The sequence below is a fragment of the Janthinobacterium sp. BJB426 genome (assembly GCF_002735705.1).
In the GTDB taxonomy this organism is placed as follows: Bacteria; Pseudomonadota; Gammaproteobacteria; order Burkholderiales; family Burkholderiaceae_D; genus Janthinobacterium.
Window position 1 is genome coordinate 42212 of record NZ_PDZL01000028.1, and the last position, 15374, is coordinate 57585.

17 protein-coding genes are annotated in these 15374 nt (G+C 61.4%); 15 read left to right on the forward strand and 2 right to left on the reverse strand.

The window, feature by feature from the left end; translation table 11 throughout:
- The first annotated feature begins 58 nt into the window (after nucleotides 1-58).
- The 12 genes from CSQ93_RS26525 (at nucleotide 59) to cheY (ending at nucleotide 11951) form a co-directional block, all read left to right on the forward strand.
- Nucleotides 59-820 carry a class I SAM-dependent methyltransferase gene (locus CSQ93_RS26525; protein ID WP_099380613.1) on the forward strand — a complete coding sequence of 254 codons (762 nt, stop codon included), beginning with the start codon at nucleotides 59-61 and terminating at the stop codon, nucleotides 818-820.
- A 219-nt stretch (nucleotides 821-1039) separates the two neighbouring features.
- The gene (gene motA / locus CSQ93_RS26530; protein ID WP_077401985.1) at nucleotides 1040-1900 is read left to right on the forward strand and encodes a flagellar motor stator protein MotA; all 861 of its coding nucleotides are present in this window, start codon (nucleotides 1040-1042) and stop codon (nucleotides 1898-1900) included.
- 58 nt (nucleotides 1901-1958) lie between these two features.
- Nucleotides 1959-2936 (forward strand): flagellar motor protein MotB, encoded by a 978-nt coding sequence (gene motB, locus CSQ93_RS26535; protein WP_099380614.1) that lies wholly within the window; start codon nucleotides 1959-1961, stop codon nucleotides 2934-2936.
- A 46-nt stretch (nucleotides 2937-2982) separates the two neighbouring features.
- Entirely contained in the window at nucleotides 2983-3531 is a 549-nt protein-coding gene (locus CSQ93_RS26540; RefSeq protein ID WP_099380615.1) for a chemotaxis protein, read from the forward strand.
- Between the two features lie 83 nt (nucleotides 3532-3614).
- A complete protein-coding gene (locus CSQ93_RS26545) occupies nucleotides 3615-3980 on the forward strand; it encodes a response regulator (RefSeq protein WP_034758362.1) in 366 nt (121 codons plus the stop codon).
- A gap of 43 nt (nucleotides 3981-4023) precedes the next feature.
- Nucleotides 4024-6225: a chemotaxis protein CheA gene (cheA, locus tag CSQ93_RS26550; RefSeq protein WP_099380616.1), complete on the forward strand. Its 2202-nt coding sequence runs from the start codon at nucleotides 4024-4026 to the stop codon at nucleotides 6223-6225.
- A 30-nt stretch (nucleotides 6226-6255) separates the two neighbouring features.
- The gene (locus CSQ93_RS26555; protein ID WP_034758356.1) at nucleotides 6256-6762 is read left to right on the forward strand and encodes a chemotaxis protein CheW; all 507 of its coding nucleotides are present in this window, start codon (nucleotides 6256-6258) and stop codon (nucleotides 6760-6762) included.
- A 180-nt stretch (nucleotides 6763-6942) separates the two neighbouring features.
- Nucleotides 6943-8664 (forward strand): methyl-accepting chemotaxis protein, encoded by a 1722-nt coding sequence (locus CSQ93_RS26560; RefSeq protein WP_099380617.1) that lies wholly within the window; start codon nucleotides 6943-6945, stop codon nucleotides 8662-8664.
- A 71-nt stretch (nucleotides 8665-8735) separates the two neighbouring features.
- A complete protein-coding gene (locus CSQ93_RS26565) occupies nucleotides 8736-9608 on the forward strand; it encodes a CheR family methyltransferase (protein WP_034778025.1) in 873 nt (290 codons plus the stop codon).
- Nucleotides 9609-9617: 9 nt separating this feature from the next.
- A complete protein-coding gene (gene cheD / locus CSQ93_RS26570) occupies nucleotides 9618-10226 on the forward strand; it encodes a chemoreceptor glutamine deamidase CheD (protein WP_034758343.1) in 609 nt (202 codons plus the stop codon).
- A gap of 108 nt (nucleotides 10227-10334) precedes the next feature.
- Complete coding sequence (locus CSQ93_RS26575; RefSeq protein ID WP_034778028.1) at nucleotides 10335-11405, forward strand: protein-glutamate methylesterase/protein-glutamine glutaminase; 1071 nt, start codon at nucleotides 10335-10337, stop codon at nucleotides 11403-11405.
- 147 nt (nucleotides 11406-11552) lie between these two features.
- Complete coding sequence (gene cheY, locus CSQ93_RS26580) at nucleotides 11553-11951, forward strand: chemotaxis response regulator CheY (RefSeq protein ID WP_010396677.1); 399 nt, start codon at nucleotides 11553-11555, stop codon at nucleotides 11949-11951.
- A gap of 72 nt (nucleotides 11952-12023) precedes the next feature.
- Here cheY and CSQ93_RS26585 read toward each other — a convergent pair whose 3' ends face one another.
- Nucleotides 12024-12917, reverse strand: a complete 894-nt coding sequence (locus CSQ93_RS26585; RefSeq protein ID WP_099380624.1) for an SDR family NAD(P)-dependent oxidoreductase — start codon at nucleotides 12915-12917, stop codon at nucleotides 12024-12026.
- A gap of 76 nt (nucleotides 12918-12993) precedes the next feature.
- Nucleotides 12994-13746, reverse strand: a complete 753-nt coding sequence (locus CSQ93_RS26590) for an SDR family oxidoreductase (RefSeq protein WP_099380618.1) — start codon at nucleotides 13744-13746, stop codon at nucleotides 12994-12996.
- A gap of 215 nt (nucleotides 13747-13961) precedes the next feature.
- Between CSQ93_RS26590 and CSQ93_RS26595 the strand changes: the two genes are divergently transcribed.
- The 3 genes from CSQ93_RS26595 to CSQ93_RS26605 all read left to right on the forward strand — a co-directional run.
- Nucleotides 13962-14486 (forward strand): hypothetical protein, encoded by a 525-nt coding sequence (locus tag CSQ93_RS26595; protein WP_158301377.1) that lies wholly within the window; start codon nucleotides 13962-13964, stop codon nucleotides 14484-14486.
- Between the two features lie 124 nt (nucleotides 14487-14610).
- Nucleotides 14611-15048: a hypothetical protein gene (locus CSQ93_RS26600; protein WP_158301378.1), complete on the forward strand. Its 438-nt coding sequence runs from the start codon at nucleotides 14611-14613 to the stop codon at nucleotides 15046-15048.
- A 97-nt stretch (nucleotides 15049-15145) separates the two neighbouring features.
- On the forward strand, nucleotides 15146-15374 hold a 229-nt coding region (locus CSQ93_RS26605), incomplete at its 3' end, for an IS1 family transposase (protein ID WP_199534523.1).

Here is a 15374-nt window from a genome sequence, read left to right on the forward strand (position 1 = left end):
CTCCGGTTTTTTCATGGTGCTTTCGCTTACACTGGCGTTTTCTTCCGTTGACTGTCCCATGCTGCAACAAATCCTGCGCGCGCCCGCGCTCAAGGCCATCCTGATCCAGGTGCTGGCCTTTCCCTTGATGTTGCTATTGGTATATGGCCTGGCGCGTGCCAGCGTGGCCATGTCGTTGCCGGCCGTGGCGCTGGTGCAGGGCGTGCTGGCGGCGCTCATCACGTGGCGCGCGGGACTGGCGCGGTGGTGGTGCGCCATCGGCCTGCTGTTCGCGCCTGCCTTGCTGGCAGCCAGTCTGCTCGATCTGCCGCCGGCCGTATTCCTGGCGGCCTTTGTTTTCCTGCTGAGCATGTACTGGTCGACGTTCCGTACGCAAGTGCCGTTTTATCCGTCGGGGCCGAAGGTATGGCAGGCGGTGGCCGAGCTCATCGCGGATCGTCCCGGCGTGCGGCTGGTCGATATCGGCAGCGGCCTGGGCGGCCTGGTGCTGGACCTGGCGCGGCGCCGGCCCGACGGGCAGTTTTCCGGCATCGAACTGGCGCCGCTGCCGTGGCTGGCAAGCCGCGTGCGCGCGGGGCTGGCGGGCAGCCGCGCGCGCTTCCTGCGTGGCGATTACGAGGCGCTCGATTTCGGCCGCTACGATGCCGTCTTTGCCTACCTGTCGCCGGCGGCGATGGCGGCCCTGTGGCGCAAGGCGGAAAGGGAAATGTTGCCCGGTAGCATGCTTCTTAGTTACGAATTCCAGATCGCGGCACGCGCGCCCGATAAGACCATCGCCGCCACAGAGGGTGGCCCTTTACTTTACATATGGTGCTTTTAAGCAATTGTCTGCGTTATTTGCTTGCCCGTAGGGCAATCTCACGTTATTGTAGTTCCACACGGCATTTTCTCGGATTTGCATTGAAAAGCAGCGCATTTCAATTAACTTCCGGTTGCTTTTTTTGCCGCTGTCTTTGCCGGCGGCGCAGCCGCCAGAAGACAGGAACAGGTTTGAACATGCCGGGCACACAGCCGCGGCCATTATTGGGAGTCAGGGCACTTGTTAGTCATAATCGGATACATCATCGTCTGCGCCTCGGTCTTTGGCGGCTTCGCGCTGGCCGGCGGCCATCTGGCGGCGCTGTTCCAGCCGCTGGAGTTGCTGATGATCGGCGGCGCCGCCCTGGGCGCCTTCCTTGTTGGTAACAATAACAAGGCCATCAAGGCGACGATCGCCGCCTTGCCCAGCTTGTTCAAGGGTTCGCGCTATACCAAAGAGCTGTACATGGAACTGATGTCGCTGCTGTTCGAAGTGCTCAGCAAGGTGCGCAAGGAAGGCTTGATGTCGATCGAAGGCGATATCGACAAGCCCGAGGAAAGTCCGCTGTTTTCCAAGTATCCGGCCGTGCTGGCCGACCACCACATCGTTGAATTCATGACCGATTACCTGCGCTTGATGGTATCGGGCAACATGGATGCGTTCCAGATCGAAAACCTGATGGACAACGAAATCGAGACGCACCATCACGAAGGCGCCGTGCCGGCCCACGTGATCGCCAAGGTGGGCGATGGCTTGCCCGCTTTCGGTATCGTCGCCGCCGTCATGGGCGTGGTGCACACGATGGAATCGGTGGGCATTCCGCCGGCCGAGCTGGGCATGCTGATCGCGCACGCGCTGGTCGGTACCTTCCTCGGCATCTTGCTGGCGTATGGTTTCGTCGGTCCGCTGGCCAGCCTGCTGGAACAGAAGCTGGAAGAGTCGAGCAAGATGTTCCAATGCGTGAAAGTGACCCTGCTGGCCAGCCTGAACGGCTATGCGCCGGCGCTGGCCGTGGAGTTCGGCCGCAAGGTGCTGTTCTCGACCGAGCGCCCGACGTTCAATGAGCTGGAAGACCACATCAAGAAATCGAAAACGAAGTAAGCAGTGAATATACGCCTGGACACCATGAGTCATTTGCAGCACACGGAAGGGGGACGCCATGGCCGATGAAGGCATGCGCCCGATTATCGTCAAGCGTATCAAGAAGACGGCTGGCGGACACCATGGCGGGGCGTGGAAAATCGCCTACGCCGACTTTGTCACGGCCATGATGGCCTTCTTCCTGCTGATGTGGCTGCTGGGTTCCACCTCGAAGGGCGACTTGAACGGCATTTCCGAATTCTTCAAGACACCCCTGAAAGTGGCGATGGCGGGCGGTTCCGGCAGCGGCGAGAGCAATTCCGTGATCCAGGGCGGCGGGCAGGACTTGTCGCGCCAGGATGGACAAGTGCGCAAGGCGCAGGAAGAGCAGCAGCGCAAGTCGTTCGACCTCAATTCTGCCAAGGCCGCGCTCGAACGCGAGGAAGGCAAGCGCCTGCAGGCGCTCAAGGCGCGCATCGAAGCGACCATCGACGCCAATCCCCTGCTGAAAAAATACAAGAACCAGTTGCTGCTCGATATCACCAGCGAAGGCTTGCGCATCCAGATCGTCGACGAGCAGAACCGTCCGATGTTTGCGCTTGCCAATGCGAATCTGCAACCGTACACCAAGGAAATCCTGCACGCCATCGGCTCGGTCCTCAATGAAGTGCCGAACCGCATCGGCCTGTCCGGGCATACGGATTCGACGCCCTACATGAGCGATGCCGGCTACAGCAACTGGGAACTCTCGGCCGACCGCGCGAATGCGTCGCGGCGCGAACTGGTGATTGGCGGCATGAAGGAAGAGAAAGTATTGCGCGTGGTGGGACTGGGTTCGGCCGCCCACCTGGACAAGCTCGACCCCTTCAATCCGATCAACCGGCGCATCAGCATCATCGTCATGAACAAACGCACGGAAGAAAATGTCCTGCGCGATGGTTCGGCGATCGAGCTGCCGGTGACCGATGCCGCTTCCGCCGCAGTCGCTTCAGGGCTGGCGGCCGGTGCGCCGCCCGCGGCGGCGCCAGCCCCCAGCCCGGTAGCGGCGAAAAAATAACACGCAAGGCTGTCGACGCGTGGTGTATTGAAACAATGAGACCTTTATGACAAGAAAGAAAATACTTGGCTCGCATGTAAAGCGCCTGCTGTCTGGCGTGTCGGACCATGGCCGCAAGCACTTGACGGAGGTGGAAACCGACCTGGTGCAGACCGGCATCTTGCTGGAAGAGGCGATCGAGAAGCTGTCCTTCAATTTCATGGCGATACACGCAGCCGTCGCTGCGCAGCAAGACACCATCGCCCTGCTGCTCGACGGCGGTATTCCGGCCGAGCAGCAGCGCGAAAAACTGCTGGCGTTGCAGGAGGAGGTGGGGGGCTACGTGAATGCCGCCATCACCAGCCTGCAGTTCCAGGACATGACCAGCCAGCTGATCGAGCGCACCTTGAAGCGCGTGACGGGCTTGCGCGAGTTCCTCGGGACCTTGGGCGAGCATGGCGCGGAGATGTTGCCGGAGAGCGACAATGAAGAAATTGTCGCCTTGCTGGGGCGGGTCAGCATGGCGCTGGCGATTCAAAGCCTGGAGTTGCGCAGCGTGCTGCGCAAGGCTGTCAGTCAACAGCATTTGGAAAGTGGCGACATCGAGCTGTTCTAGCATGCCAGTGTGGAACGCTTGTGGTTGCATGGATTGATTAATCAAATACTCGGGCAGGATGCCCGGAATAAGTGGGAGCAAAGATGGCCAAAACGATACTTGCAGTGGACGATTCCAGCTCATTGCGCCAGATGGTGGCGTTCAGCCTGAAAGCCGCCGGTTACCAGGTGGTGGAGGCCGTCGACGGCCAGGACGGACTGGAAAAAGCCAAGCTGCAAACCGTGGACCTGGTCTTGACGGACCAGAACATGCCGCGCATGGATGGCCTGGAGCTGATCAAGCTGCTGCGCGAGCTGCCGACCTACCAGAAGGTGCCCATCCTGATGCTGACGACGGAGTCGTCGGACGAGATGAAATCGAAGGGACGTGCCGCCGGCGCCAATGGCTGGCTGGTCAAGCCGTTCGATCCGCAACGCCTGATCGAAGTGGTCAAGAAGGTGATCGGCTGATGCCAGCCGCGCAGCACAACGATGCAATTGACGGAGTCACCCTATGACCATCGATATTAGCCAGTTTTTTCAGGTCTTTTTCGATGAGGCCGAAGAACTGCTGGCTGAAAAAGAACGGCTGCTGCTGGCCGTTGATATTGCGGCGCCCGACGCCGAAGACCTGAATGCCATTTTCCGCACCGCCCATTCGATCAAGGGCGGCGCATCGACGTTCGGCCTCTCCGACATGAGCGAGGTGACGCACATCCTCGAGTCGCTGCTCGACCGCATCCGCCAGGGCCAGATGGCCCTGACGGCGGAACATGTCGACGCCTTTTTGGCGGCCAAGGATATCCTCAAGATGCAGCTCGACGGCCATCGTCTGGGCAGCGCCGTCGATCAGGATGCCGTGGCCAATGTGCGCATGATGCTGCAGTCGTTCTCGCAGGACGTGCCCGTGGCCGCGCTTACACCCGTCGCGCCAGCCTTCCATACGGCGGAAAAGGCCGCCGTCAGCCATGCCGGCGGCCATCGCATCCGCCTGGAGCTGCCGGCCATGGAGCCGCGCGAAGTCGAGGCGCTGGCGGCCGAACTGGGCTTGCTCGGTGACGTCGTCGTGTCCGCCTTGCCCGACGCGCGCAAGGTGCTGGAAGTGACGACGCATGAAAGCCTGGACGATATCCTGGCCATCTGCTCGTTCGTGCTCAATCCGGACGACATGGTGATCACGCAGGCGCCGCCACTGGCGCCAGGCGAAGCCGAAGCGGCCCGCGCGGCGCAGGAAAAAGCGCAAGGTTACGGTTTCTTCGACCCGCTGCCAGGCACGCCAGGCGCGCAGGGCGCGGCGGATCCCGGCTATGGCTTCTTCCAGCCGCTCGAGGACATCCGCGCCGCCGCCGGCGTGCAGAACGATACCGAACAGGGCTACGGCTTCTTCCAGCCGCTCGAACAGATTCGCGCCGACGCGGCCAGGGCGGGCAACGCCAGCGCTGCCGCTGCGCCGGCCGTGGCCAGCGCCGTGGCCGAAGCGGAGCAGGAAAAGAAACCGGCCAAGAAAGAGGGCGACAAGGCCGGCGCCGAGTCGTCGTCGATCCGCGTCTCGATCGAGAAAGTCGACCAGCTGATCAACCTGGTGGGCGAACTGGTGATCACGCAGGCGATGATCGAGCAGCGCGCCAGCGCGCTCGACCCGATGCTGCATGAAAAACTGCTCGACAGCGTCAGCCATCTGACGCGCAACACGCGCGACTTGCAGGAAGCGGTGATGTCGATCCGCATGATGCCGATGGATTTCGTCTTTTCGCGCTTCCCGCGCATGGTGCGCGACCTGGCGACGAAACTGGGCAAGAAGGTCGACTTCATCACGAATGGCGCCGCCACGGAACTGGACAAGGGCCTCATCGAGCGCATCGTCGATCCGCTTACGCACCTGGTGCGCAACAGCATCGACCATGGCGTGGAAATGCCGGCTGCCCGCGTGGCCGCCGGCAAGACCGAAGCTGGCCGCTTGTTCCTCTCGGCCAGCCACCAGGGCGGCAACATCATCATCGAAGTATCCGATGATGGCGCTGGATTGAACCGCGAGCGTATCCTGGCCAAGGCCGCGCAGCAGGGCCTGGACGTGTCCGAGACGATGAGCGACGCCGACGTGTGGCAGCTGATTTTCGCGCCCGGTTTTTCCACCGCCGAAGCGGTCACCGACGTGTCGGGCCGCGGCGTGGGCATGGATGTCGTCAAGCGCAATATCAGCGCCATGGGCGGCGTCGTCGACATCCGTTCGGCCAAGGGCTTCGGCACGACGATTTCGATCTCGCTGCCGCTGACCCTGGCCATCCTCGATGGCATGTCGATCCGCGTCGGCGACGAAGTGTATATTTTACCGCTGGGCTTTGTCATCGAATCCCTGCAGCCAGCCGTTGAGGATATCAAGGACATCAGTGGCAAGGGGCAGGTGGTGAAAGTGCGCGGCGAATACCTGCCTTTGATCCCGCTGTACCAGATGTTCGACATCGCGCCGCGCTTTACCAGTCCCTCGGAAGGCATCTGCGTGATCCTCGAGACGGAAGGGCGCAAGGCGGCCCTGTTTGTCGACGACCTGGTGGGACAGCAGCAAGTCGTGGTGAAAAACCTCGAATCGAATTACCGCAAGGTGGTGGGCATTTCCGGCGCCACCATCCTGGGCGATGGCGGCGTGTCGCTGATTCTCGATGTCGCCGCCCTGATCCGTTCCTCTCGCCAGCTGGCCGACGAGTCCATTTTTTCGTAATACCGATAGATAAAGATAGGAAAACGCACCATGTCAGATACTCAACAAACATCCGGAAGCAATGCGGGCGACGGCAAGGACATCGCCGGCCGTGAATTCCTGGCCTTCACCCTGGGCTCCGAAGAGTACGGCATCGATATCCTGAAGGTCCAGGAAATCCGCGGTTACGAAGCGGTTACCCGCATCGCCAATGCGCCTGAATTCATCAAGGGCGTGATCAACCTGCGCGGCATCATCATCCCCGTGGTCGACATGCGCATCAAGTTCAACCTGGGCACGCCCGTGTACGACCAGTTCACGGTGGTGATCATCCTGAACATCGGCGGTCGCATCGTCGGCATGGTGGTCGACAGCGTTTCCGACGTCACCACCCTGACGCCGGAGCAGGTCAAACCGGCGCCGGAAATGGGCACCGCCTTCTCGACCGACTACATGATCGGCCTGGGCACCATCGACGAGCGCATGCTGATCCTGGTCGACATCGACAAGCTGATGTCGAGCAGCGAGATGGGCCTGATCGACAAGCTGGCGGCGTAAGCGGCAGCAAGGCGGCGCCCGGTGCGCCGCCGTTTTGGCACGCAAAGAATCACTACAGATATGCATGTACCGGCGCGGGCAGAGGCGCGCCGGCAGGCTGCAAGGTCCGTCAGAGACCAGGCCACAACACGGCGCCGTCCGGTTGAACGGGCGCCGTTCACATAAATATTGGAGACTGTAATGAGTTTGCGCGATTTCAAGATAGGCACCCGGCTGGGGATAGGTTTTGGCAGCATCCTCGCCATCCTGGTGGTAGTGATCGTTTCGGCGAATGCACTGAATTACCGTAACAAGGCCCAGTTGCTCACGGGCCTGGAACTGGCAAGCGAAAAGAATACGCAGGCGTCGCTGATGAAAAGCGCGATGCTGGAAACCGGTATCGCCATGCGCAATATCGGCCTGCAGGGCGATGTGGGCCTGATGCAGGTGGAGGAGGGCAAGGTGCGCGAGCAGCGCAAGCTGTACGACGGCGCGCGCGGCAAGCTGGCCAGCCTGGGCCTGTCCGAGGGCGAGAAGGCGCTGCTGGCCAATATCGCCAAGGTCGACGGCGATGTCGATGCGGCCTTCAAGGAAGCGATGGGGCAGGTGCTGGCGTTTAACAGCGAGGGTGCGGCGAAGGTGATTGCCACCCGCATCGACCCCTTGAACAAGAAGACCCTGGCCGATATCAACAAGCTGCTCGACTTGCAGCATGTGGCGCAGCAAAGCTTCATGGACGACTCGCTGGCGGCCGATGCGCGCCTGATGACGGTATTGTTCATCCTGGGCGGCGCGGCGGTGGCGATCGGCGCCTGGTGCGCCATCTTCATCACGCGCTCGATCACGGTGCCGCTGTCGGGCGCCCTGGCCGTGGCGCAGAAAGTGGCGGCCGGCGAGCTGACGTCGCGCGTGGTGGTCGAAGGCAAGGATGAAACGAGCGCCTTGCAGCAGGCGCTCAAGGACATGAACGAGAGCCTGGTGCAGACGGTCAGCGACGTGCGTAATGGGACGGACACGATTACCGTGGCGTCGCGCGAGATCGCCAGCGGCAATGCGGACCTGTCGGCGCGCACGGAAACGCAGGCCAGTTCGCTCGAAGAGACGGCATCGTCAATGGAAGAACTGACGTCGACCGTGAAGCAGAACGCGGACAACGCGCGCCAGGCCAACCAGTTGGCCGTGTCGGCGTCCTCGGTGGCGGAGCAGGGCGGCAAGGTGGTGGCGCAAGTGGTCGATACCATGGGCTCCATCAAGGACAGTTCGCGCAAGATCGTCGATATTATCGGCGTCATCGACGGCATCGCGTTCCAGACGAATATCCTGGCCTTGAATGCGGCCGTCGAGGCGGCGCGCGCAGGCGAGCAGGGACGCGGTTTTGCGGTGGTGGCGTCGGAAGTGCGCAATCTGGCGCAACGCTCCGCTGGCGCAGCGAAAGAGATCAAGGGCCTGATCGGCGACTCGGTCGACAAGGTCGATGCCGGCAGCCGCCTGGTGGACGAGGCGGGGCAGACCATGGGCCTGATCGTCACGTCGATCCGGCAGGTGGCCGACATCATGGGCGAAATCACGGCGGCAACGCAGGAACAGAGCCATGGCATCGAGGAAGTGAACCAGGCCATCGCGCAGATGGACCAGATGACGCAGCAGAACGCGGCGCTGGTCGAGGAAGCGGCAGCGGCGGCCGAAAGCATGCAGGACCAGGCGCAGAAACTGGCCGATGCCGTCAGCATCTTCAAGCTCGATGGCGAGAGCGCGGCGCCGGCGGCCATGCCCGTACCCGCGCCAGTAGTCAAGGCGGCGGCACGGCCGGCGCCGAGTGTGGCGGCAACTACACGGCGGTTGGCAAAGACGGCGCAAGCCGGCACGCCACCGCCCGCGAAAAAGCTGGCGGCGGCCGGCGGCGACGATTGGGAAGAGTTCTGACGCCAACCCGGTCCCGCTAGTTATACTTGCAAAGGCATTGGTCAGAGTAGTCATAGAGAGGTAAAAACAAAATGCCGCAAACTAAAACGGATTCGGTCAAGGAATTTGATTTCACCGGCAAGGACTTCGAAAGGGTCCGCGCCATGATTTACAAGCGGGCCGGCATCGCGCTGGCCGACAGCAAGCAGGAGATGGTCTACAGCCGCCTGGCGCGGCGCCTGCGCGCGACCGGCATCTCCTCGTTCGTCCGCTACCTGGACGACCTGGAAGCGGGCCGCATGGGCGACGAGTGGGAAGCGTTCACGAATGCGCTGACGACCAACCTGACGTCGTTCTTCCGCGAGGCGCATCATTTCCCGCTGCTGGCCGAGCATGTGAAAAAATTGAGCGGGCCGATCACCATCTGGTGTTCGGCCAGTTCCACCGGCGAGGAGCCGTATTCGATCGCCATGACGGTGTGCGAGGCGTTCAATACGCTCACGCCGCCGGTCACCATCATTGCCACGGACATCGACACGAACGTGCTGGCCACGGCCGCCAATGGCGTCTACAACCTGGACCGGCTCGACAAGATGCCGGCCGACCGTGCGCGGCGCTTTTTCTTGCGCGGCAAGGGCGATCGCGAAGGACAGGTGCGGGTGCGCCCGGAGCTGCGCCAGATGATCACCTTCAAGCCGCTCAACCTGCTGGCCGACAGCTGGCCATTGACGGGCCAGTTCGACGTCATCTTTTGCCGTAACGTGATGATTTATTTTGACAAGGCGACGCAGCGCAAGATCCTGTCGCGCTTTGTGCCCTTGATGAAGCCGGATGCCTTGCTGTTTGCGGGCCATTCGGAGAATTTTCTGTACGTGTCGGATTCATTGAAGCTGCGCGGTAAAACAGTCTATGAGCTCGATCAGCCTCGGGGCGCCGCGCCCAAGGCATCGTCGCATCGTACATGAGAGTGAAATATGAGCCTGGAATCCAAAGAGCAATTCGCCACTAACGTCTATTACGACAGGACGTTCAATTGTGACGCCGCCAAGATATTGCCTGGTGAGTACTACTTTACCAACAAGGACATGCTGATCGTCACCGTGCTCGGCTCCTGTGTCTCGGCCTGCATCCGCGACCGCGTCACGGGCCTGGGCGGCATGAACCACTTCATGCTGCCCGATGGCGGCAGCGACCCGAATAGCCCGATTTCCGCGTCGATGCGTTATGGCACCTACGCCATGGAAATCCTGATCAACGATTTGCTGAAGGCGGGTGCGCGGCGCGAGAACATGGAAGCGAAAGTGTTCGGCGGCGGCGCCGTGCTGCGCGGCTTCACGGCGATCAACGTGGGCGAACGCAATGCGGCTTTCGTCATCAATTACCTGAAGGCGGAAAAGATGCGCGTGGTGGCGGAAGACCTCAACGACATCCACCCGCGCAAAGTGTATTTCTTCCCCCGCAGCGGCAAGGTGCTGGTGAAAAAGCTGATGCAGACGCATAACGATACGCTGGTGCGCCGCGAACTCGATTACGCCAGCCGCTTGAAAGTCGCGCCGGTGGGTGGCGAGGTCGAGCTGTTCTGATAAGCACCAGAGCAAACCTGCTGCGCGTCGTGCTGTGCGGCTTGCGGCGGTCTGTCCGGTGTACTAATTTAATAAAGAATAAGGGCCGCAAGGCCTGGAAGGAAGAATATGAAGATCAAGGTTTTGATCGTGGATGACTCGGCGTTGATCCGCAGCGTCATGACGGAAATCGTGAACAGCCAGCCCGACATGGAAGTGGTGGGCGCGGCGCCCGATCCGCTGGTGGCGCGCGAGATGATCAAGCAGACCAACCCCGACGTGCTGACCCTCGACGTCGAGATGCCGAAGATGGATGGCCTCGATTTCCTGGAAAAACTGATGCGCTTGCGCCCGATGCCGGTATTGATGGTGTCGTCGCTGACCGAGCGTGGTTCGGAAATCACCATGCGCGCGCTGGAACTAGGCGCCGTCGATTTCGTCACCAAGCCGAAGATTTCCATCCAGAGCGGCATGCGCGAGTACACGGACATGATCGCCGACAAGATCCGCGCCGCTTCGAAGGCACGCATCCGCGCGCGCACCCTGCCGTCGGCCAGCGACAAGGTGGCCGCGCCGCTGCCTGCGCTGCGCAGCCCTTTGACGTCGAGCGAAAAGCTGATCATCGTGGGCGCCTCGACGGGCGGCACGGAAGCGATCCGCGAATTCCTCATGCAGATGCCGTCCGATTGCCCTGGTATCCTGATCACGCAGCACATGCCGGAAGGCTTTACGCGTTCGTTCGCGCGACGCCTCGATTCGCTGTGCAAGATATCGGTGCAGGAAGCGGCGGGCGGCGAACGGGTGCTGCCCGGTCACGCCTACATCGCGCCCGGCCATTCGCACCTGACCCTGACGCGCAGCGGCGCCAACTACATGACCAAGATCGACCAGGGCGAGCCGGTTAACCGCCACCGCCCGTCCGTCGATGTGCTGTTCCGTTCGGCCGCGCAATCTGCCGGTAAGAATGCCGTCGGCGTGATCCTGACCGGCATGGGCAAGGATGGCGCGCAAGGCATGTTGGAGATGAAGGCCGCAGGAGCGTATAATTTTGCGCAGGATGAAGCCAGTTGCGTGGTGTTCGGCATGCCGCGCGAGGCGATCGCCGTCGGTGCCACGCATGAGGTTGGCGCTCTGACGGCGTTGCCTGGCATGGTGCTGGGACACCTGGCCGCGCATGGCATGCGTGCTTTGCGCGTGTAAGCCACGTTTTATATGATCTGAGGCAAGTTTGTTCGCCTAAAAGCAACGAAAATGCTATCCTACAACTTGCTGCCGTAGTGTCGACCATAATGTCGGCATTCATGTCGATATTATTAACAAACCGCTACAGAAACAACGGAGTTATTCATGGCTGATCCAAAGATGAAATTTTTAGTCGTTGACGATTTTTCGACGATGCGCCGCATTGTCCGGAATCTGTTGAAGGAACTGGGTTATGCCAACGTCGATGAGGCGGAAGACGGCGTGATGGGCCTGGCCAAGCTGCGCGCGGAATCGTACGATTTCGTCGTGTCGGACTGGAACATGCCAAACATGGATGGCCTGACGATGCTGCAGCATATCCGCGCCGATCCGGCACTGGCCAAGCTGCCTGTGCTGATGGTCACCGCCGAAGCGAAAAAAGAAAACATCATCGCCGCCGCCCAGGCTGGCGCCAGCGGTTATGTCGTCAAGCCGTTCACGGCCGCGACTCTCGATGAAAAGCTGAACAAGATTTTCGAGAAGCTGGAAAAAGCCGGCGCCTGATCACGGCTTGAGACGGTTCAAGAAAAAACGCTGCCAGTGCGAACTGGCAGCGTTTTTTTTTCACCCCTTGCTTCAGGCTGCGGCGTGGATGGACAGCAAATCGTCGATGCCGATGCGCCGTGCAAAGTCGATGCGCACCTGTTCGGCGATTGCCGATACTTCGCGCGCGCCGTCGCCGATAAAATCGATCACCGTGCGAAATGGGCGCTGGCCGGCGGGCAGGCCCACCACGCGCACGATTTCGTCGGCCACGGCCTGCGGGTCGGCACCGATTGGCGTCAGCGCCGACAGGCGCGCGCCCACCTGGTCCATCAAGCCGTCATAGCGCGCGTACGCGGCGCTGGTGGCGAGATCGGCCGGCTTGCCCGCGTTCGGGAAGTGCGCCGTGCCGCGCGTGAAGGCGCCGGGCGTGACGATGGACGTTTCGATGCCAAAGCGCGTCAATTCATACGACATGGTGACGGCAATCGAATCCATGGCCGCCTTGGCGGCCGCGTATGGCCCCATGAACGGCGGAAAGCCGCCGCGCGTGGTGGTACTGCTGACCCACAGCAGCAAGCCGCTGCCGTGCGCCCGCATGGCGGGCAGGACGGCCTTGTTGACCCGCTGGGCGCCGATCACGTTGGTGTCGAAGACGTGTTCGATTTCTTGTGGTGAAAACGCTTCCATGGGACCAGTGACGAGACCGCCCGCATTGTGAATGATGACGTCGAGCCGGCCCTGTTCGGCCAGGATGGTGGCGATGGCCGCATCGGCCGATATTTGCGACAGCACATCCAGTTCCAGTGCGCGCAGGTCGGTGCCGTGGGCCGTGGCGAAATCGCGCAACTCTTGCACGCGTGGCGCATTGCGGCCCTGTGTGTCGCGCATGCTGGCGTAGACCGTGTGGCCGGCGGCGGCCAGGGCACGGGCGGAGAGGGCGCCGATGCCGGTCGAGGCGCCGGTAATCAAAATGACTTGTTTCATGATATGGCTCGTAAAGGATTTGATTGAATATTCACGACACCTGGCAAAACCGACGCGCAGCAGGTTTAGCCAGGTGTTATACCAGGCCGCCATTGGCGCGCAATGTCTGTCCATTGACCCAGCGGCCATCCGGGCCAGCCAGGAAGGCCACGGCGGCGGCGATGTCGTCCGGCGTGCCCAGGCGTTGCAGGGGTGCCATCTTGCTCATGCGTTCTATCATTTCCTCCGTCTTGCCGTTCAAGAACAGGGCGGTGGCCGTGGGGCCGGGGGCGACGGCATTGACGGTGATGTTCTTGCCGCGCAATTCCTTGGCGAAGATATTCGTCATCGCCTCGATGGCTGCCTTGGTGGCGCCGTAGACGGAGTAGCCGGGCAGGGCCAGGCCGATCACGCTACTGGAGAAATTGACCACGCTGCCGCCGTGCCGCAAACGCGTCGCCGCCTGGCGCATGGTGTTGAAGCTGCCCTTGACATTGATGGCGAACAGGCTGTCGAAGGTGGCATTGTCCGTGTCGGCCAGGGCGGGCAGCACGGGCGGCATGATGCCGGCGTTGTTGACCAGCACGTCGACACCGCCGAAGGCCGCTTCGGCCGCATCGAACAGGGCTTGCACGTCGTCCGCATCGGCCACGTTGGCCTTGACCGCGATGGCGGCACCGCCGTCGGCAAGAATGGCCGCCACCAGTTCGTCCGCCGCGTCCTTGCCGCTGGCGTAATTGATGACGACCTGCATGCCATCGCGTGCCAGGCGGCGGGCGATGGCGGCGCCAATGCCGCGCGAGGCGCCCGTGACGATGGCAACTTTGTCGGGATGGGGTGTTGTGTTCATGGTGCTTCTCCTGTCGTGGTGGGAGGCCCGAAATGCCGAGCCAGTGCAGTCATTGTGATCTTTGTTTGATTGTGGATAAAGATGGTTAATATGGTTTTACTGTGCAAACAGAAATAACAATGATTGTTGGCCTGCATGGCACAGTGCAGGCAGGAATGCCCCCTTTATCGGCCTTGCCGACTCGCCTACAGTGCTGGTTTCCCTTGGAGGCCACCATGTTTCAACGATTGTCCCTGGTTCTGCTTGCCGCCGGCGCGCTGCTGTTGCCGCTGGCCCGCTACGCCTATTCCTTTAACGCCAAGCATCCACCAGTTGCCATGCAAGCATCTGTCACCTATCTGCACCTGCTGCGCAAGACGCCTTTCTTCACGCAATTGAACACGGCGCAGTTGCGTGACATGATCGCCCATGCGCAGGAGTGGGAAGTCGAGGCGGGAACGCCCATCGCCGCGAGCAAGGACGGCGATGGCGCCATCTGGATCTTGCTCGATGGCGGCTGGCAGGTGGAAGCGGGCGGCAAGGTCTATCCTGCCCTGCATGACGAGGCCGGCAAATGGTATGGCGGCGTAGCCGTGCAGGGCGCAGCCTTGCCGTCGCGGCTGGTGGTGAACCAGCACAGTTATGTGATGCATATCAGTGCAGGTGACTTTGCCCGCATGCGCGAACAAGGCTTCGATTTCGGCGCCCACGTGCGCCAGGGCGAGCAGTTTTACGGTGGGATTTTGCGCAATATCGACTAACTACAACTAGTTACGAAGAGGAATGAAATATTTCCATAAGTTAACTTTACACTTCAACTAAAGTGGCCCATGATCGCTGCAGTATTCCACCTTTGTCCTCGACCCCGACAAGAAGGAGCGCACGATGCGCCGAGCACCCGTATTATTTTTTGCCCTGAGCACGGCCCTGTTGACGGCCTGTGGCGTGAGCCTTGAACAAACCGCCGTTGCGCCTGTCGCGTCTGTCGAGATGCAGGAGCCTGCCGATGCTGATGGCAGGCATGCCTACCTGCACCGCGTGGGCGGCCATGACTATGTCAGCCTGAACCAGAATGGCCCCGAGGGCGGTTTGCCGATACTCACGGGCACGCAGCGCCATGCGCACGCCATCCGTTTGCTGGCGGCCGATCCGGCCCAGGTGCGGGCCATCCTGCGCAGCCTGAGGCTGCCTGCAAACCAGCGCAAGCTGTGGGCGGGAGAAGAAATCGTGCTCGATGCGGCCAGTTATGACATGTTGCAAGCGGCCCGCGGCAGCAGCAAACCGCTGTTTGCCGAACTCAAGCTGGTAGGGATGGAGAGGTAAAAAAGAAGGCTCTGTCATCGATAAATAGGGGAACTGCCGGAATTTTCCCTTGGCATTGCTGTCTGACTCTGCATACTTACCACACAGGGAGCAGATCGTGCAGCCAGCCGAATGGATCCGTTTTATCGCCCAGTTTGCTCACCTGAACCGACGCCAGCGGCAGACAGGCATGGCCCTGCTGTGTGACAACGCACCGCAAGACGCGACCGTCGCGTTGCTGGAAAGCGTGGCGCAGCCGCGCTTGGCCTGTCCCGCCTGCCGCTCGCCTCACCTGCACCGGCATGGCCATGCGCACGGCTTGCAGCGCTACCGCTGCGTGCCTTGCG